This is a genomic window from Thalassotalea montiporae, assembly GCF_053485855.1.
Genome location: NZ_JBQRUO010000002.1, coordinates 615473 through 635208 on the forward strand (window position 1 = coordinate 615473; position 19736 = coordinate 635208).

Here is a 19736-nt window from a genome sequence, read left to right on the forward strand (position 1 = left end):
GTAATAAGCGACAAGCAATAAAAAAGGCCACATATTTTGTGACCTTTTAGGCAAATTAAGTAACTAACTTATTCGTAAGTTTTAACCTTAAGTTATTTGCCTTGTTTACCATTTTTCAGGTAATTGAAGAAGTCACTGTCAGGTTTAACAACCATGATATCGCTTTTGTTGTTAAAGCTGTTTTCGTAAGCTTCTAAACTACGGAAGAATGAGTAGAACTCTGCGTCTTTGCTGTATGCATCAGCGTAAACTTTTGCTGCAGTCGCATCGCCATCACCGCGAATTTGCTGCGCATTTTTCTGTGCATCAGCCAACATTACCGTGACTTTAGCATCAATTTCAGCACGAATGATTTCTGACTGCTCTTGACCTTTCGAACGGTGTTCTTTGGCTACCGCATTACGTTCAGCACGCATGCGTTCAAAGATTGAGTTACTCACCTCATTAGGTAAGTTAATCGCTTTTACACGTACGTCAATCACTTCAATACCTAAGTCGTCACGGCTGCTCTCAGCACTCTCACGCGCTTTCGCCATCAAGCCGTCACGGTCACCCGAGACAATTTCTTGAATAGTGCGAGTACCAAACTCAGTGCGCAGGCCGTTGTTTACTTTCTGCTTCAAGAGGATAGAAGCTTGATCAAAGCTACCTGAAGTACGTAAGTAAAATCTTGAAAAGTCAACAATGCGCCACTTCACGTATGAATCGACCATCAAATCTTTTTTCTCAGCAGTAACAAAGCGATCTGGCGCTTCATCTAGCGTTTGAATACGAGCATCTAAGCGTTTTACATTTTCAATTAAAGGAATTTTGAAGTGTAAACCGGGCTCGTAAATACGCATTTCGCCAGTAGCAGCGTCTCGCTTAATTTTTGAGAATTGGAAAACAATACCACGTTGGCCTTCAGGCACCACGAACACAGACGACACAACCAAAATAAACAGTAGTGCAATTGCTGTCACAATAAAGTTTTTCATTGCTTAGTTTCTCCCACTGTTGAATCGGTCATTGCGACCAGAGTTACTGGTTGGTGACGAGTTTTTACCCGTATTAGCAGGCACACTGCTTACTGATGACGGAACGATACGTGTGGGTGCGGCTTGCTGCTGCATGATTTTGTCCAGTGGTAGGTACATCATGTTATTACCACCTTCAACATCAACCATTACCTTGCTGGTATTACCGTATACTTTTTCCATACTTGCCAAATACATACGCTGACGAGTCACGTCTGGCGCAGCCTGATATTCAGGTAAAATTTTCTCAAAACGAGCAACAGCACCTTCTGCTTCAAGCACGGTTTGTTCTTTGTACGCAAGCGCCTCTTGCTCCATACGGTTTACACGACCACGCGCTCGTGGCTCGATACTACGCGCATAAGCTTCAGCTTCTTGAATAAAACGTTCTTCGTCGGCTTGTGCCGCAATAGCATCATCAAATGCTTCTTTGACTTCTTCTGGTGGACGCGCATCTTTAAAGTTAACGTCAACCACCAGTAAACCTAAGTTGTATGACTCGATAATACCGTCAAGTTCTTCACGTACTTTCTGACGCACTACTTCACGACCACTGGTTAACACGTCATCCATTTTCGCGTGACCAACAACGTAGCGAAGAGCACTATCAAGCGCGTCACTCAAACTGTTGTCAGCATTAGTTACGCTGAACACGTAATCACGCGGGTTAATGACGCGGTATTGAATTTCCATTTCAACACGTACCACGTTTTCATCCTGCGTCAGCATAAAGCCTTCGGCACGAATATCGCGAGTCGTTTGTACATCCACTGGAATGATGTTTTCAATGAAGGTCCACTTCCAGCTCAAACCTGGCTCAACCACACCAACATATTCACCAAAGCGCAATTTAATGCCACGTTCAGCTTCTTTAATGGTGTAAACACAAGTGAATAGGTAAGCGACTAACGCAATAATTAGCGCTAAGGTGACAGCAATGCCTGAAAAATTATTACCTGCACCGCCAGCGCTAGCTCCGCCGCCTGATTTTCCACCAAACAGGCCATTGAATTTATTGCCTAAGTCTTTAAATAAATCGTCTAAATCTGGTGGCCCTTGGTTGTTACCACCTTTGTTTTTCCAGGGATCTTTATCGTTATTCCCCGGCTCATTCCACGCCATGACGCACTCCGCAACAATGTGACTTTGATATTAAAATTATAAAGAAAGCCAATAATATATCAGCCTGTTAACTTTCGATAAAGCGTTCCACGCTTGCTTTGTCTTGTTTAATCAACCGATTCCACTCTCGCACAGGCAATTTTATATCGACTAAGCAGTTGCCCTGCTCGTCATAATCTTCATGTGAAATACAATTGAGTTGGTACAAGGCACCGAGCAATTTGCCTGCAGTAGGGGGGATTTTGAGACTGTGTTTGACCACTTGGCGTCCCATGCGCTCTGCCAATGCTTCAAATAACAAGTCAACGCCGATATTCGCTTGCGCTGACAACCACACCCTAATTGGCTGACCGTTTTCATCTCTGTCGATACGAGGCTGACAGTCAGTTAGTTTATCTATTTTGTTACAAATTAATAACTGTGGAACATCACCCGCTTCTATTTCATCCAGCACACTTTGCACTTCATGGATGTTCTCAGAGCGCCTTTCATCAGCTATATCGATAACATGCAGTAAAAGTTCAGCTTCTCTGGTTTCGGTTAATGTTGCTTTAAAGGCAGCGACTAAGTCATGGGGTAAATGGCGAATAAAACCAACCGTATCCGCCAAAATCGCACGGCCAACATCTTCGATTTCAATTTTTCGAAGTGTCGGATCAAGCGTGGCAAATAATTGATCAGCAGCGTATACATTAGCTTGAGTGATCAAATTGAACAGAGTGGACTTTCCAGCATTGGTATAGCCAACCAATGATAGTGTTGGAATTTCAGCTCTGACCCGTGAGCGACGGCCTTGCTGACGTTGTTTTTCAACTTTTTCAAGGCGCTTACCAATATTATTCATGCGCTCACGCAATAAACGTCTATCCGTTTCAAGCTGAGTTTCACCCGGGCCACGTAAACCAATACCACCTTTTTGGCGCTCTAAGTGAGTCCAACCGCGGATCAAGCGGGTGCTGATATGTCTGAGTTGAGCAAGCTCAACTTGTAACTTACCCTCATGGGTTCGGGCTCTTTGCGCAAAAATATCGAGAATAAGCGTTGTCCGGTCAATAACGCGACACTGACATAAAGCTTCAATATTTTTTTCTTGGGAAGGTGAGAGTGCATGATTAAACAGCACAACATTTGCTTGATAGAGGTTTACTGCATCAGCAATTTCTTCTGCTTTACCGCTACCAACAAAATATTTCGGGTGAGGCGAATTACGCTTACCAGTAACCACTGATAGCGCATTGACGCCAGCAGATGAGACTAACATTTTGAATTCTTGTAGGTCTTCTCTGCTGCTTTCGTCGGGAAAGTCTACATGAACAAGTATTGCCTGCTCACCTGCTTGATAGCGATCAAACAAATGAGCAACTCCATACAATACCGAATGCAATCATGGAAATTAACTGTCCTGATTAAAGTCAGGCTGCCCTTGAGGTGCTGTATTTACTGCGCGAGCAGGAACTACGGTGGAAATAGCGTGTTTGTATACCATTTGACTCACGGTATTTTTAAGTAAGATAACAAATTGGTCAAACGACTCAACTTGCCCTTGTAATTTAATACCGTTAACTAAGTAAATTGCTACAGGAATGCGATCACGACGAAGCGCATTTAAAAATGGGTCTTGTAAAGATTGCCCCTTTGCCATTCTTTGGCCCCTTTTGTTATTGTTAGATAAATTAAGCTAAAAAGTTTTTATTAATCAAATAGTCAGTAACAAGCTTAGTATAATACAAAGATTAAAGTTTGCTCACTGCCGACAATACTTGTTGTAGGTTAGTACTATCTTCCATGTCTAACCGATGTAAATTTGGCCAACTCCTTAACCAAGTTAGCTGTCTTTTTGCCAGCTGTCTAGTGGCACAGACGCCACGGAACACCATTTCTTCGAAATCGCACTCACCATTAAGATGTTGCCACATTTGACGATACCCTACACATCGAATTGATGGTAAGTCTTCGTGCAAATCTCCCCGAGATTTAAGCTTAACCACTTCTTGCTTGAAATCTTGTTCAATCATTTGATTGAAACGCAGTTCAATACGCTGATGCAAGGCTGCGCGATCTGCAGGCGCTATCGCAAATTGTAAAACATCTCCCTGTAGGGTATCACCTTTTATTGCCGTTAATTGTGTCAAAGTGTTTCCCGTCAAACGGAATACTTCTAATGCACGCGTTAACCGCTGCGGGTCATTAGGGTGAATACGCTCAGCCGAAACAGGATCGACTTGCTTAAGCTCATCATGCAAATATTCCCAACCGTGAATTTGCGCTTGCTGATTAATTTCGGCGCGCACTGCTGGCGATGCCTCTGGCAATGGCGATATGCCATCAATCAGACTTTTAAAGTACATCATAGTTCCACCAACAAGCAGTGGAATTTTACCCTGTGCACGAATATCTGCGATTTCACGTAGTGCATCACGACAAAAATCTGCAGCAGAATAGCTTTCACTCGGATCGATAATATCAATCAAGCGATGCGGGTACTGTGCTTGTTCTTCCGCCGTTGGTTTAGCGGTGCCAATATCCATTCCTTGATAAACTAGCGCCGAATCAACACTAATGATCTCGCACGGTAAGGCATCATAAAGCGCCATTGCAAGTGCCGTTTTGCCAGAAGCCGTGGGGCCCATTAAACAAATTACGGGAGGTTGTTTATCAAGGTTTGTCATATCTTTCTAGTGTAGTTGAGATATCGCAGAAGTAAGGTCAACCGCGACGGATTTCAAGTCACACACTTGATTTAATTGCTCGCCTAGCACGGTTTCTGCTTGCAACCACAATTGCTTGGCACTGGCAGTATTAAAGTTTTTCGGCGTCATCAAAGCGGCAAATTGTTGTCTAAATGCATTGCTAAGCTCTGCGTCTGAAGGGTGGGAGCCGCTTGTGTAATCAAGCATTTGATCGATTAGTGTTTGCATGCAACTGGCAACATCGTGCTCGCGTAACATGGCTGGAAATTGACGAATTTGCACCCTTTTACCCGCCTGAATCTGCACGCCAATACCCGCTTGTTCGATTAATGCCATATGGCTATTCAGCCAACTAACCGCTTGCTCACTCATGTTCAGTACAATTGGCAACAGCAATGGTTGGCTGGTTAGCCCTTGCTGCCACCGTTGCTCCACCAACACTTGGTTAACGGACATGGCGACATCAGCAAGCTTAACCACCGCCAACGCTTGGTTACGATTAATTAAGGCGACTTGCTCATCAACTAGATGCAAAAATTGTGGATGCTCAATTACAGGCTGAGCGCCCGGCGAGTTTTCGGCTGCCTTATGTTCGACGGCTTGATTTTCAATGGCTGTGCTTTCGACAGTTTTAGGCGTCATCAATGCTTGATAACTCTGCGCGGCTTGGCGAATATCTGCACTATGGGATGAATGAGAGGCTTGATGGCCTGATGAATTCGTGTACGAGCTTCCTGATAACTGAGGAGAGGAGTGGGCTGGCTGATAGCCCAACGGCGAAGCTTCACCCACGTGCTCTGCCCGTCTTAGCGGCGCAACATAGTCTCGCGAGCCATCATTCGCACTAGCGCTCTGCTCGTGTGCTGATGGAGTAAAACCTTGCTCTGCATCTGCTTGAATAAAGGTTCCGTCACCAGCTAGAGGTGCTTGCTGCGATAGCGCTTGCTGTAAAGCTTGCTGGCAAACAGTGTAAATAAAATCATGGACATAGCGCCCTTGATGGAAGCGCACTTCGTGTTTGGCTGGGTGAACATTCACGTCCACTTCTTTGTGATCTAAATTTAAGAACAGTACGAATGCTGGATAACTATCGTTAGGGATCCAATCAGAAAATGCTTGGCGAATACCGTGATTAATCAGCTTATCGCGCATCATGCGTCCGTTGACGTAGCTGTAACATAAGTCATTTTGACTTCGATGTTGCTCAGGATGCGCTAGCCAGCCCCACAAGTGCAATCCATCATGCTGGCAATCAACAGTAACCGCTTGCTCGATAAACTTTTGCCCACAAATCATACCAACACGTTTAGCATACTGCGCCGAGTTTTTTATTGCGCGGTATTGGCGAATCATTTTGCCATTGTGAGTGAGCGAGAAGCTCACATCGAAACGCGCTAGCGCGATTCGGCGCAACACTTCATCAATGTGAGTAAACTCGGTTTTTTCGGTCCGCAAAAACTTACGGCGTGCAGGGGTGTTAAAGAATAGATCATTCACTTCAATGGTGGTGCCATTGGGGTGCGCGGCGGGTTGCACCGTCACTGCCATATCTCGGCCAGTTGCGAAAGCTTGCCACGCATTTTCCTGCTCTGCTGGTTTTGAAGTTAAGGTTAAGCGTGCAACTGAGCTAATACTCGCCAGCGCTTCACCGCGAAAGCCAAGGCTTGCAATTGCTTCCAAGTCATCAAGATCTTTAATTTTACTGGTTGCATGACGACTTAAAGCTAACGTCAGCTCGTCTTTCGCAATACCCTTGCCATTGTCTGCAATCCGGATCAGCTTAGCCCCGCCTTTTTCGATGTCGATGGCAATCTTGGTCGCGCCAGCATCCAAGCTATTTTCTATTAACTCTTTAACGACTGATGCCGGACGCTCAACCACTTCACCCGCGGCAATTTGGTTTGCCAAGCGGGCTGGTAAAATCTCAATCGCCATTGTTAAGCTCGAGGAATTTTTAGGGTTTGCCCAATACGTACTGTATTGCTGCTAAGATTATTTGCTGATTTTAGCTGACCAACAGAGACCTTATAACGCTGCGCAAGTACCGACAGCGATTCTCCCTTGGCAACACGGTGCTTTTTATAGCCTGTTGACGCGTATAATGTGCCAGTTGGGGGTGCATCCATAAAGTAATTATGGACCGCGGTTAAAATGGCTTTTGCCAATTTTTGCTGGTGTTTGTCACTATTTAAATTGCGCTCTTCCGCAGGGTTAGAGATAAAGCCCGTTTCAATTAGCACCGAAGGGATGTCTGAAGACTTTAAGACGGCAAGGCTCAAGCCTTCAGGACGCTTCTTATGCATTCTGGTCACTTTCTTCAGCTCTTTAACCGCTTGTTCAGCAAAGTCATAGCTGCTTGCCATGGTGTGCTCTTTTTTCATATCAGCAAGCGTGAGCGCTAAGTTTTTGTCTTTGGTTTTTCTAATGGTATCGCCTGCACCGCCAAGCAGCTCAGACTCTTTCTGGCGATTAGCAATCCACTTGGCAAATTCAGAGTTTGCCCGACGCGGATCTTGCACCAGCACAGATGCGCCTCTTGGCTGCGGTGAAGTAAAGGCGTCAGCGTGAATAGAAATAAGTAAATCAGCTTTGTATTTGCGGGCTAGCTGAGTTTTACGATTATGGTTAATGTAGTAGTCGCCAGTTCGAATAAGCTTAGCGCTCAAGCCTTTTTTACTGTTAATCAGTTTGGCTAACTTTTTTGAGATGCTGAGTGTAACGTGTTTTTCATACGTTCCCCGCGGACCAATTGAGCCGGGATCTTCACCACCATGGCCAGCAACAATGGCAATCACAATGTCGCGCTTCTTCTTGCTTTCAACACGAACCGTGCGCTTTTCTAGTGATTTTTTATCGTATAAATCAACGACAAGACGGTTTCCGTATTGGCCAGCAGGGGCTAATGGAAAAATCGTAGTTTGATAGCTCTGCGCTAATTCCATGACGACGCGAGTGGCGCCTTTATGCTTGGCTTTACTCGTACGTATTTTTAAAATGCGCTTATCATTTTTGGCCAGCTTGCTTAATTCAACGGCATTTGCACTATTTTTAAAGTCGATAACTAAACGGTTAGGGCCCGATAAACTGAAATAGCTGTAATCTGGTTTTTTTGATAAATCAAAAACGACACGGGTATTTTCCGGTGCAGGCCAAACCCGAACACCATTAATTTTGTTACTGGCTAGAACGTTTAAGCTCACTAACCAAAGGGTTAGCAGTAATGCATACATCCAGCTTGAGCGCTGCCCAATCATCTATTCGTCAGTACCTTGTAAATGAGCTGCTAAGGTGGCGAGTACTTGATTGCCCAACTCAGATTGACTAGTTAGGCTAACAGTACGTTGTTCCTCTTGATAAGCTAAATCAATAATAAGATCTGGCCCTGCCAGCAGCCCTTGGCCTTTTTCTGGCCACTCAATAAAACTACAACTATTGTCGCTAAAATAATCTCTTATCCCCATAAACTCAAGTTCTTCAGGGTCAGCTAATCGATAAAGATCAAAGTGATAGACTTGCCAAGGTGATAATTCATAGGGCTCAACTAAGGTGTAAGTCGGGCTTTTAACATTCCCTTGGTGGCCCATACCGCGCACAAAACCTCTGGTTAACGTTGTTTTGCCTGCGCCCAAGTCACCGTTTAAATAAACGGTAATACCTTTTTGGATATCGCGTTTAACGACTTCTGCTAATGCTGTACCTAAGCCTACCGTTGCCGCTTCATCAGCAAGGAAATATTGTTTTTTCATAGAGTTAATATTGGTTTACTAATTGTCTTATCGGCTCAAATAAGTCGCTGGCTAGCAAGCCGCGCATACCGATGTTTTGAGTAACGAGTTCTGCAGCTTGACCATGAATGCTAACCGCAAGCCTTGTTGCGTCCATCATCGAGCCTGTTTGTAATATCAATGCCGCTATTATGCCTGATAATACATCGCCCATGCCACCCGATGCCATACCCGCATTGCCAGTGGTGTTTACAATCACTTTCTGACCATCGCCAATTAAACTACCCGCGCCTTTCAACACGCAAATACCACCATATTTTTGCGCTATAGCGGTTACAGCACCAAAGCGATCTGCTTCAATTGTCGCAATATCACAGTCGAGTAAAAAGGCCGCTTCGCCTGGGTGAGGCGTTAGCACCCAATTATTACTGAAGGCGCGAAGTGATTTCATCGCGAACAAAGCATCTGCATCGACAACCATTGGCTTGTCGGCTTTGAGCGCTGCCTGCATCAGCTGATTTGCCCAAGCATCACGACCCAAACCAGGACCGATCAAAATGACTTTCGCTTTCTCAACAAAAGAAGAGGAGATCAAGCGCTCAGGCTCACTTGGTGCCAGCATTAGCTCCGGTCGTCCTTGAACCACAATCGCTTGGTTTTCTTGATGACAAGCCACGGCTACCAGAGAGGCACCTGTTCTAAGTGATGATTCGGCGGCCATACGTATCGCACCAGGCATTCCTAAGTTTCCGCCCATTGCCAGTACCAAACCAATACTGCCTTTGTGAATGGTTGGACGTCTTGGTGTAATAGCTGGCAGCCCAGATGTTCCTTGAGCAAATGCCTGCGCAGGAATGGTTTGCACAAACTCAGTTTGCACGTCCAAGGTTGCGAGCCATAAATCACCAATATAATTCGCGGCTTTACCTGTGAGTAACCCTTGCTTTAAGACAATAAAGGTCACTGTAAAATCGGCTGCGACAGCCACATTTTCGACATGCCCTGTGGTCGCACAAAGACCTGATGGAATATCGAGACTAATAATTTGGCTGTAGTGCTCATTGATCGTCGTCAGCAGTTGCTGCCATGCGCGAGTAAGTTTCCCCTTTAACCCAATGCCAAAAATGGCATCGACTAGCCAATCTCCTTCAAACGCTGCGATCATCTTGTTCGCTTTCGCCAAATCCGGTTCAAACCTGAGGTTAACACTGTCTGGATCAAGCATTGTCAAGGCTTTAGCTGCATCTCCGGTGATCTTCTCTTCGTCAGCAAGGACTAATAAAGACACCATAAAACCTGCCGCTGCACAATGACGGGCAAGCACATAGCCATCACCACCATTGTTGCCTTTGCCCGCCACAATCAGCACAGAGCTTGCTTGTTCAGCCTGCTGGCTTAACAGCTCAAAAGCTGCTCGCCCTGCCGACTTCATCAATTCAAAGAGTGGAACGCCCTTAGCGTCGGCTGCAGCTGCTTCATTCGAAAGGACCTGATTCGCACTGTAAACTGGCTGTGGTAAACTAGCCGTCAACTTCATTACTTCCATTTTTTACTCGCCATTGATGACTGTCGCTATCAACTATCAAGATCTTGCAGAAAAAATCAAGCTTTGGGGAGAATCATTAGGTTTTGCACAAATAGGCATTGCCGATATTGATCTCAAAGCCCATGAGCCACACTTGCAAGCTTGGCTGGACAATCAATACCATGGTTCGATGGAATACATGGCACGTCATGGCATGATGCGCGCACGCCCGCAAGAGCTTGAGCCGGGCACGGTGCGGGTCATTAGTGCCCGTTTAAACTACCTGCCACCAAATGCAAAATTTGCACAAACCCTTAAAAACAAAAAACTTGGTTATGTAAGTCGATACGCATTAGGGCGTGATTACCACAAGTTAATGCGCAAGCGTTTGCAGCAATTAGGTAAAAAAATTCAAGACTATTGTAGTGAATTCAACTTTCGCCCATTTGTTGATTCTGCGCCAGTGCTAGAACGGCCGCTAGCTGAAAAGGCAGGACTTGGTTGGGTTGGCAAACATAGTTTGTTAATCAACCAACAAGCTGGCTCTTGGTTTTTCTTAGGCGAACTACTGGTGAATTTGCCGTTGCCAGTCGACAGTGCTCGCGAAAATCAATGTGGCAGTTGTGTCGCTTGCATAAAAATATGCCCAACAAACGCGATAGTCGCACCATATGTTGTCGATGCCAAGCGCTGTATTTCCTATTTAACCATTGAAAACCAAGGTGCTATTCCGCTTGAGTTTCGCAAAGCATTGGGGAACCGAATATATGGCTGTGACGACTGCCAATTAATCTGCCCATGGAATAAATTCGGCTCGATTACGCAGGAAGCCGATTTTCATCCTCGCCAGCAACTCGATGCCAGTAAATTAGTGAACCTATTCACTTGGCAAGAGAACGAATTCTTAACGCGCACCGAAGGTAGCCCAATCAGGCGAATAGGTTACCAAAGTTGGTTGCGCAATATAGCGGTAGCACTTGGAAATGCACCTTATGAGGAACAAATCGTTGAAGTACTTGCGGCGAAAAAGCAGCAAGCCGATTTGACTAGTGACACTGAACTTTCGGCAATGGTTATTGAACATATTGACTGGGCACTTGCTGAGCAACTAAGTAAGGCAAAAGCAATTACTGTTGAACTAGCGACTAATGATTCAACCATCACTGATAGTGACAAAAAAACTGATAGTGACAAAAAAGCTCAACGCTTAAATGAGCGCTTAATTCGCTCTATCGAAAAAGGCTTGCCCAGAGACGCATAATAAACAAGGGCAAATACGTATTACAAAGACTTAGCGCTGGTTAACCAGGATCGGCGCTATGCGAATCACTTATATCGCGCGTCGCTAATTGCGCCATAATCGCTTGGCGTTGCTCGTCACTATACGACCGCCAACTAACGATTTCATCAAGATGGCGCTTACACCCCAAGCAATAATCGACCTGATTCAAACAACAATTGCGCACACAAGGGCTAGCCATCTCGTAATTAGTCACGTTATGTGCCTCGCTATCAATAGCTTCGCCACTGGCTTTTTCACTGATTTTATTCGTAGGCTTGGTAAGCATAGACAATTTACTATATCGCCTCTGCATTTTGTTTTATCAGCAAGATCTCTTGCTTCATTTGTTCGAGCAATCGCTTGGTATTGGCACTGATAATGCCACTTGTAGAAGCAATCGCGTTATTTTTTAACACATGTTCGAATTGCAAGGCTAATTGGCTTAACCCTTGAGCTGACATTATGTTGGCGACCACACCAACCTCTTTCAACGTCCCCAATATCGCTTGCTCATCTGCATACTTCAATTGTTCAGTAAGCATACGAGCGTGGCCTATGAGTTCATTAACATAATCATCCAACATAAAGGCTGCAAGCTCAGCCGAACCTTGATTTTTTGCATAGACGTCAATATCAAAAGCAGCAGGTAATAGCTCATTAAATTGGCTAGTAGAAGCTAATGCTGAAAAGAATAAATGCTGACTTGCCCCTACTTTGCTCGACACCAACCAAGGTGACAGCCTTTGTAGCCATGCTTCCAGCTCAAATACAGCAGGCACCGTATTAACTTGCCAAGCGCTGATATGCTGTGGCGCTTCGCCTTCGTTTTGACAAGTACCTTTTGGAGTGTTCGTTTCATCCTGATCGCTTAGTTCACCTTTAATACTAAAAATACCGCGGCTAATACCTTTGCCGGCGAGCAATTCAATGACTGGCGAAGCACTAAATTCATTGATAAGCACTAAAAATCGCCCTAAACGCCATTGATTAAGCATTGAAGTTGCATCAACTACCACAGTAACTTTAAAGCCAAGCCAATGAAGTAGACTTAGCAATGCATGATGCTGGTCAACTTGCTTTACTGCCAAGAGTAACTCAACACTGGTGTGCGTAAATTGGTACTGGCTTATCGCATTAGATGAGACAAACTGATTGCTACTTTGTTTTTGCTTAAGACCTTTGCTGATAGCATGAACAAGCGAATCTCTTGTCAACCAAGCATCCGCTAGAGAAAACAAGCCGATTTTAGCTAAATCGTCTTGCTGCTTGTGGATCATGGTTAATGTCGGACGCCTTTTGTCAGGTAACAGGGCAAGGGAGTTTTGAATTGCGTGATGATGCGCGGAAAAATCGCCACCAACGACTACCGCATCAATCGCTTTTTGCTTAATTGCAGACTCACTGCACTGCGCTTTAAGCGTATCAATATTATCAACCAAACGACACTCAGCTTTAGCTGATGTTAAGTACTGAGCAATACGTTCCCCTTGAGCAAAGCTTGAAGTTAATACCAGTACCTGAGTATGGGAAAGGCTAGCATCAACTTGGTGTTTAGTTGCATTTTCGATGATGGCAACAGGAAAGCTTAACACCAATTCCAACGCAGGCTTGCTGGCCTTAATCGTTTTGCTAATGCTCTTAGTAGGGTCTGGATCTGCACTCTGCATTTGGCCTTGATTAATCGCCACTAACCGGCCATGTAGAGCACGCAAAAGCTTCTGACAATACGCAGTGTCATGGCTGTTTTCGCTAGCAAGGTCTTCCATTAATTCAGCAATAGGTGATTGATCAAAATTGGCGTGTTCAGTGCCAAAACCATCAAAATCGAGTAGTGAAAAACTCAATTGCCAGGTTTGTTGGCCTCTTGCTTGATCGGCAATGCCCAACGCAATAAATAGCTCTTGCTTATGAAGACCAGCCAACATTAAGTTGCAAAAACCTTCAATTAGGCGGCTGTAAAGGCCGGTATCAAGGTGAACCTTGTGCCAAACATTAGTCGTTTGACAAATCACCACGGTATTTTTACGTGCAGCATTTTCGCGCGCTAAATTACCATTAATTGCTGCATTTAGCTGAGAAATGTTGATATCTTGAGGCACCCTTACCCGTTGCTCGGTGGCTAACTGTGCCATGATTTGCAATTCGTTTAGCCGCTTCAAAGCACGGTTTATGGCTTTATCGTATGATGGCAGGTGCGGTGGCTGGTGTGACGTTTGGTGCTGAGGGAGAGGATGAACGTGAGTTTCACTCAGCATACTATTTTGTGATTGCAGTAGCCCTTGAATAAGCATTTTGCTTAATACCTGATAATCGCTGTGTGAGCCTTTAAGCGTAGAGCTTCGCTGTTGTTCCAGTGATTGCTTTTGCACACTTATTTGAGCTCTAAGCTGGTTTATTTCACGCTGCACTGTCGAGCAATCGGTGCACGTACCTGACCACTTGCCGCTTTCTTTACATATGGCGACATCAACAAAAAGCTCTTCGCCAAAGGTCAGCAATACATTTTCAACTGGACTTACCTGGTTTTGCTCATTTACTTCTTGCGATTCAATCTTTCTTACTGATGAGGCAAGAGCATGAAAATTTTGTTTACCAACTAAACGGCGTAAAGCAAACTTAGATAACGAGTGTTCAGGAATAATTTCTGAAGCAAACAGCGCTGCACTATCTATGTGCTCTGATATCGAGATAAGCCCATTTTCAAAAGACCATTGCCAAGTCGCAGCGCATTGCGCTAGTTCTCGCCATTGCTTTTGCTGCGCAGTTATCAGGTTTTCAACAAATGGTGCAGAGTAGGTGTTATTCAGCCTTGCGGTAATGGCTTTTGCCACTTCCTGCTGCCGCTCTGATACTGCGTTGTGCTTGCTTTCTTCTATCGCTCTTTGTAAATAGGTACCGTCGTTATCAGCAAGCACTTTCGTGGTAAAACTCACCAGTTGATCTAACCTAGCGTGGTGACGACGATGGAGGCGATAAAGCAACAAGGTAGCAGTGACGAAAAATAACAATGCAGCCGTCATCAACCACACAACCAACTCTGGCTGTGACGGTATTGAAACTGAATACCCCGCCACAGAAAAAGTCATACTATTGCTGTTGTTAACGCTTTTCATCGTCAATGCTGCTTGTTTGGTTAGCTGCGCTTGGTATTGATTAAGCTCGACTATTGCAGCATCTACTTGCTGTTGGAATAGTGAATAAAGCCGCTGTTGACCCTGCCATTTACCCAACAACGCATGCTCTGTAGTAAAGATGCCGACCACCAATTTCACGGCATTCGTTAACAATTCATCTGAACTACTCGTTTGATTCTCTGTTTGCAGGAAAAGCCATTGGGATAGCTGTTCAACTTGCGCCTTAATTGAGCTCTGCGTAGCAGGAAAAGATTGATCAATAGTGTCTTGCAGCGATGCTTTTAATAGCAACAAAGCAGAATTAAGCGCCATGTTGGGTTGCAATGTTCGATTCGCAAGCATGGTCAAGGCAACATCTATTCGCTCTGTTGCCAATTGGGTGAGTTTAATATTGCGGTTGGCATTGTCAGTTAATCGAGTAAGCGTCGCTTTTTCATAATTGACTAATGCGCTCAGCTTTGGAAATTTTTGACCACTTTGCAGCAACGACTTCATTGCTGGCTCTGCAACAGTCAACCACGCTTGATGCTGCTCTACAATTTGGGAAGATGGACTGTGGCGATTGAGCGAATTGAAAGCAACTAACAGCTGGTTTGAAATGATTAATTGATCGTTTGTTCGATATACGTTGGGTAAATGCTGCTCACGCAGTTGGTCTGAGCTATGCTGATGAATAACAAATGACGCTGCGATTAGCCCTATACTTAACAGCACAAAAAACAACGCGATTAGCCAAAGTGAATTGAGTTTTTTAGCAGTGATTGGCTTCGTATAAGCTATTTCAGTCATGTTAATTAACCCAATCATCCCTTACTTATTGTTACGGCCATTGCTGCTACTTTGCTTTAGTTTTAGTTTTAGTTTTTGCTAGCGCTGTAAAATAAAGCCTCACACATAAACTACTGGCTCACAGACACTGTTAGACGAACAGTACGCGAGTAGGTTTTAGTGTAAGGCAAATTCACTTAGCCATAATCATGCAAGATGCAGGAATTCGTGTAAAGAGCCTAGGCTCTTTACCGCATATAAAGGATGGTTTACTTGCGCTTTTTAGGTACCCAAGCCCAATTCATTAAACACTCAATAGGCTCTTGTCCTGACTCATCCGTAATAGTCACTGGTACCAGCATGTCACCTTTCTCTTCACTATTAATGGTTGCTATTTGCGCTTCACTCAGCTGAGCTTTAGCGGTCAGCCCACCTTGCATGCGGCGATTGTAATTGACCGTCATGGATTTCAATAAAGGTAAGTGGCTGTCTGGCACATTCATACCAAATAAGGTACCCGTTGCCGACTCAGCCAATAACGAAGCAGCAATTGCGTGAACACCGCCAATATGATTCTGCACGCGCTTAATGTTAGCAATCGTCAGTACCACTTCCTGATTAGAAACTTTTTGCAGTTTAATGCGTGAAGTACCTGCATATTTTACTTGTGTGCAGAATAGTTTGGTGAGCAAGTAACCATGACAAAACTCAGGTAACTTGTATATTGCCGCTACCGCTTTACTAAATTTATTTGCCATCTGTTATCCTTGTTATTGTCATTTTATCGCGTAAATGAATATTAAAAACTTATTGTTGTTGATACTGGTCAGACCTGCAAGTTTTTTTCTTAAGCCACTTTTATTGTTTGTTCACTAAATAGACACATTTTTGTCAAGCAACGGTCATATTAGCCATCTAGATTAGCGGTATGACGGTATTAAACGACATGTATCAATACGATTTACGCATCTTACGTTGGTGTGTTAAATCGCGTTACCATCAAAAGTTTATTAGCTGTGTTCGCGCCGTATCGCGCACAGGTGATGGCTATATGCAGGTTTTACTGCCTGTTTTTATTGCCATTGGCAGTCAAAGCCTAAACTTCTTTTTATTAGCGCTATTTGCGTTTGCTATTGAGCGTCCTATTTACTTTATTTTAAAGAATATTCTCAAGCGCCGCCGTCCACCAGATATCGTGCCAAACTTTTCGTGTTTAGTACAACCATCAGACAAGTTCAGCTTTCCGTCAGGCCATACCATGGCGGCATTTTTGCTGGCAGGGCTGGTGGTTTCAGAACTTGGTTTAATTGCCTTACCTATATACTTTTGGGCCAGTGCGGTTGGCGCTTCACGGGTTATTTTAGGCGTTCACTTTCCATCGGATATTCTAGCCGGAGCAACGTTAGGCTCGGTCATTTTACTCGGAGTAATTTAAGTCGTATGAAAATACTGTTCGGTATTCAAGGAACAGGTAATGGTCACATCTCAAGAGCAAGAATCTTAGCAAAATACCTCACAGAACATGGTGTCGACGTTACCTATCTCACCTCAGGTCGAGAAAGAGAAAAGCTGTTTGATATGGAAGTCTTTGGTGACTTTATGCACCGCAAAGGGCTCACCTTTATTACCAAGAACGGTAAAATTGACTATGTCAGTACCTTTTTGGAAAACAGTTTATTGGGTTTTTATCGTGATATCCGCGCCCTTTCACTTGCAGAATATGATTTAGTGATCACCGATTTTGAGCCGGTCACCGCTTGGGCAGGAAAATTACAAGGCAAACCCGTTCTAGGTATTGGCCATCAATATGCATTTGGCGAAAATACGCCTCTGGCTGGCGAGTCCATGATGGCTAAGTGGATCATGCGTAACTTTGCGCCCGCAACTAACGCTATTGGCTTACACTGGCATCCATACAGTGACAATGTACTGCCACCGATCATCGATACCACATTACAAGCAACAGACGATAGCGATCATATCGTCGTCTATCTGCCATTTGAAAATCAGCAACAAGTCAGCGCGGTACTCAATCAACTGCCATATTATCGGTTTGTGCAATATTCACCAGAGCTTGAAAACGGTGAGCAAGGCAATGTTAGCCTGAGAAAAACGAGCTATCAGGCGTTTAAGCAAGATTTAGCCGGTGCTAAAGCCGTCATTTGCAATAGTGGGTTCGAACTAATTAGTGAGTGCTTACACCTGGGAAAGCCCATACTAACCAAACCGCTTAATGGCCAAATGGAACAACACTCCAATGCGCTAGCACTTGAACAATTAAATTATGCGACGGTAATAGATAAAATCACCACCACCAAAGTTGGTGACTGGTTAGCTATAGCTAAGCAAAATGAAGCAAAGCCATTACCCAATGTCGCTAAACATATTGTCGAATGGCTTTTAAAAGGAGACTGGCAGCAGCACCAGCAACTTGGTAAAGCGCTTTGGGCTAATGGCTCTAAATCTTAAAAGGCTAAGGTTTAGACGGCCAATTTTTGAAGGCACCGACGCCCAATTAGCAATCAATAGCTAAAGAAAAAGCGACGTGAGCCAGTTTCTCCCTGGCATAAGTCGCTTTTTTGAATTTTTCTGCGCTACTTGGTCGCGTATTAATTGGATGCGCAATAATTAGGTAAGTTTAGCGATTAAAGCTTAAAGAAATTTGCTTTATAAACTTTTAGCTCTTCAATAGATTCGCGAATATCATCAAGTGCTAAATGCGCCCCTGTTTTCTCAACCTTATCCAACACTTCAGGTTTCCAGCGACGTGCTAGCTCTTTTACGGTACTGACATCTAAGTTGCGGTAGTGGAAGTAATCTTCAAACTCCGGCATGTACTTGTTAATAAAGCGACGATCTTGGCCAATGCTGTTACCACACATCGGCGATTTGCCTTTAGGTACATATTGGCTAATAAATTCAATGGTTGCGGCACTTGCTGTCGCCAAATCAGTCGTACTTTGGCGACAGCGCTCGGTTAAACCAGATTTGCCGTGATGCTCAATACACCACTCGCTCATATTATCGAGCACATCATCACTTTGATGGATCGCAAATACTGGCCCTTCCGCTAATACATTGAGCTGGCTGTCGGTCACTATGGTGGCAATTTCTAAAATTACGTCATGCTCAGGCTCAAGCCCTGTCATTTCCAGATCCAACCACACTAAATTCGTTTCATTTACGCTCATCAAAGTCTCTTTTTTGTCATTCGCTAACAGGGCGTTATTAATCACAACGCTTATGTATTAGTGCCATGATTGCCCAAAGATTAGCTGATTAGCCGATAAGTCAGTATAATACGTGACAATTACCGATATTGAAAAGCTGATGTGAAGACCATGGCTTTAATAACAGCGAAATAACGTGGCAAAAGCAAAAAAACTGACCAAAGGGCAAGCGCGCCGAATTCGAGCCAATCAGGCAAAAAAACTTCGCAATAAAGCGGAAGAAGTACAGTGGCAAGATGAAGAACTAGGCGCACCAGAGCAAGGCGTTGTGATCAGTCGTTTTGGCCAACACGCTGATATTGAAAATAGCGAGGGCAATACCTTTCGCTGCAATATACGTCGCGGCGTTGATTCATTAGTGTGTGGCGATAAAGTGATGTTTCGTCAAGGTAAATCATCAGAGCATACCGTCTCTGGCGTGATTGAAGCGGTGCATGAGCGTAGCTCCGCGCTCAGCCGCCCCGATGTTTACGATGGCTTAAAACCCGTCGCTGCCAATATCAGCCAAATCATTATTGTCACCACGGTGCTGCCTGCGTTTAATCCAGATATTATCGATCGCTACATCGTGGCTTGTGTGCAAACCGGCATCAAACCCGTTATTTTGATGAATAAAGCCGATCTTATTGACGAAGAGTTAGCGGAAATCGTTGAAGATCAGCTCGATATTTATCGCGCGATTGGCTACCAAGTGTTATATGCCAGCAGTGAATCCGGTGATGGCATCAAAGAACTTAGAGCCCAGTTGGTCGATGAAACCAGTATATTTGTTGGCCAGTCTGGCGTTGGCAAATCCACCTTGGTTAACACCTTAATGCCAGAGCTTGGCTTATTAACACAGCAAGTGTCGGAAAACTCAGGACTCGGTCAACATACGACAACAGTTGCCCGCCTTTATCACTTTGAGCAGGGGGGCGATTTAATTGACTCGCCCGGCATCCGTGAGTTTGGCCTATGGCATTTAAGTCCAGAGCAAGTGGCAGATGGTTTTATTGAATTTGACGACTATTTAGGCACCTGCAAATTCCGTGACTGCAAGCATGTTAACGATCCCGGCTGTGCCCTGATTGCCGCCGTTGAAAGTGGCGAAATTCACCCCGAGCGATTGGCGAGCTTCCAGCGCATTGTCGAAAGTTTATCGAGCAATACGCTAACGACCCGTTTTAAAAACTAAGCTTAGCCGAACGAACATCAACAGCATTAACATTAACGAATAAATAAGAAGTAACGAGGAAGACTCAGTG

Annotated in this window: 17 protein-coding genes; 4 read left to right on the top strand and 13 right to left on the bottom strand. The window is 44.4% G+C overall.

Annotated elements, in window-relative coordinates; all coding sequences use genetic code 11:
* Nucleotides 1-92: 92 nt before the first annotated feature.
* The 9 genes from hflC to ACSLUR_RS09295 form a co-directional block, all read right to left on the bottom strand.
* The gene (gene hflC / locus ACSLUR_RS09255; protein WP_116016411.1) at nucleotides 93-977 is read right to left on the bottom strand and encodes a protease modulator HflC; all 885 of its coding nucleotides are present in this window, start codon (nucleotides 975-977) and stop codon (nucleotides 93-95) included.
* A 3-nt stretch (nucleotides 978-980) separates the two neighbouring features.
* A complete protein-coding gene (hflK, locus tag ACSLUR_RS09260; RefSeq protein WP_448553873.1) occupies nucleotides 981-2138 on the bottom strand; it encodes an FtsH protease activity modulator HflK in 1158 nt (385 codons plus the stop codon).
* A 67-nt stretch (nucleotides 2139-2205) separates the two neighbouring features.
* The gene (gene hflX / locus ACSLUR_RS09265) at nucleotides 2206-3492 is read right to left on the bottom strand and encodes a ribosome rescue GTPase HflX (RefSeq protein ID WP_448553875.1); all 1287 of its coding nucleotides are present in this window, start codon (nucleotides 3490-3492) and stop codon (nucleotides 2206-2208) included.
* A 39-nt stretch (nucleotides 3493-3531) separates the two neighbouring features.
* The gene (gene hfq, locus ACSLUR_RS09270) at nucleotides 3532-3780 is read right to left on the bottom strand and encodes an RNA chaperone Hfq (protein ID WP_116002023.1); all 249 of its coding nucleotides are present in this window, start codon (nucleotides 3778-3780) and stop codon (nucleotides 3532-3534) included.
* Between the two features lie 91 nt (nucleotides 3781-3871).
* Complete coding sequence (gene miaA / locus ACSLUR_RS09275; protein WP_448553877.1) at nucleotides 3872-4807, bottom strand: tRNA (adenosine(37)-N6)-dimethylallyltransferase MiaA; 936 nt, start codon at nucleotides 4805-4807, stop codon at nucleotides 3872-3874.
* A 6-nt stretch (nucleotides 4808-4813) separates the two neighbouring features.
* Nucleotides 4814-6763, bottom strand: a complete 1950-nt coding sequence (gene mutL / locus ACSLUR_RS09280) for a DNA mismatch repair endonuclease MutL (RefSeq protein ID WP_448553879.1) — start codon at nucleotides 6761-6763, stop codon at nucleotides 4814-4816.
* 2 nt (nucleotides 6764-6765) lie between these two features.
* On the bottom strand, nucleotides 6766-8082 hold the full coding sequence (locus ACSLUR_RS09285; RefSeq protein ID WP_448553881.1) for an N-acetylmuramoyl-L-alanine amidase: 1317 nt from the start codon (nucleotides 8080-8082) through the stop codon (nucleotides 6766-6768).
* On the bottom strand, nucleotides 8083-8574 hold the full coding sequence (gene tsaE / locus ACSLUR_RS09290) for a tRNA (adenosine(37)-N6)-threonylcarbamoyltransferase complex ATPase subunit type 1 TsaE (protein ID WP_116016397.1): 492 nt from the start codon (nucleotides 8572-8574) through the stop codon (nucleotides 8083-8085).
* Between the two features lie 4 nt (nucleotides 8575-8578).
* Entirely contained in the window at nucleotides 8579-10099 is a 1521-nt protein-coding gene (locus tag ACSLUR_RS09295; RefSeq protein WP_448553884.1) for an NAD(P)H-hydrate dehydratase, read from the bottom strand.
* Nucleotides 10100-10115: 16 nt separating this feature from the next.
* On the opposite strand from ACSLUR_RS09295, the gene queG reads away from it, so the two are divergent.
* Entirely contained in the window at nucleotides 10116-11339 is a 1224-nt protein-coding gene (gene queG / locus ACSLUR_RS09300) for a tRNA epoxyqueuosine(34) reductase QueG (protein WP_448553886.1), read from the top strand.
* A 40-nt stretch (nucleotides 11340-11379) separates the two neighbouring features.
* On the opposite strand, the gene ACSLUR_RS09305 is transcribed toward queG, so the two are convergent.
* The 3 genes from ACSLUR_RS09305 to ACSLUR_RS09315 form a co-directional block, all read right to left on the bottom strand.
* Entirely contained in the window at nucleotides 11380-11559 is a 180-nt protein-coding gene (locus tag ACSLUR_RS09305; protein WP_448554371.1) for a DUF1289 domain-containing protein, read from the bottom strand.
* Nucleotides 11560-11656: 97 nt separating this feature from the next.
* Complete coding sequence (locus tag ACSLUR_RS09310) at nucleotides 11657-15283, bottom strand: hypothetical protein (RefSeq protein ID WP_448553888.1); 3627 nt, start codon at nucleotides 15281-15283, stop codon at nucleotides 11657-11659.
* Between the two features lie 248 nt (nucleotides 15284-15531).
* Complete coding sequence (locus ACSLUR_RS09315; protein WP_116002031.1) at nucleotides 15532-16020, bottom strand: DUF4442 domain-containing protein; 489 nt, start codon at nucleotides 16018-16020, stop codon at nucleotides 15532-15534.
* Between the two features lie 170 nt (nucleotides 16021-16190).
* On the opposite strand from ACSLUR_RS09315, the gene ACSLUR_RS09320 reads away from it, so the two are divergent.
* Nucleotides 16191-16697 (top strand): phosphatase PAP2 family protein, encoded by a 507-nt coding sequence (locus tag ACSLUR_RS09320; protein ID WP_448553890.1) that lies wholly within the window; start codon nucleotides 16191-16193, stop codon nucleotides 16695-16697.
* Between the two features lie 5 nt (nucleotides 16698-16702).
* Nucleotides 16703-17731 (top strand): MJ1255/VC2487 family glycosyltransferase, encoded by a 1029-nt coding sequence (locus ACSLUR_RS09325; RefSeq protein ID WP_448553892.1) that lies wholly within the window; start codon nucleotides 16703-16705, stop codon nucleotides 17729-17731.
* Nucleotides 17732-17907: 176 nt separating this feature from the next.
* On the opposite strand, the gene orn is transcribed toward ACSLUR_RS09325, so the two are convergent.
* The gene (gene orn, locus ACSLUR_RS09330; RefSeq protein ID WP_448553894.1) at nucleotides 17908-18453 is read right to left on the bottom strand and encodes an oligoribonuclease; all 546 of its coding nucleotides are present in this window, start codon (nucleotides 18451-18453) and stop codon (nucleotides 17908-17910) included.
* Nucleotides 18454-18628: 175 nt separating this feature from the next.
* Here orn and rsgA point away from each other — a divergent pair, with 175 nt between their 5' ends.
* Nucleotides 18629-19666 carry a small ribosomal subunit biogenesis GTPase RsgA gene (gene rsgA, locus ACSLUR_RS09335; protein WP_448553896.1) on the top strand — a complete coding sequence of 346 codons (1038 nt, stop codon included), beginning with the start codon at nucleotides 18629-18631 and terminating at the stop codon, nucleotides 19664-19666.
* Nucleotides 19667-19736: the final 70 nt, after the last annotated feature.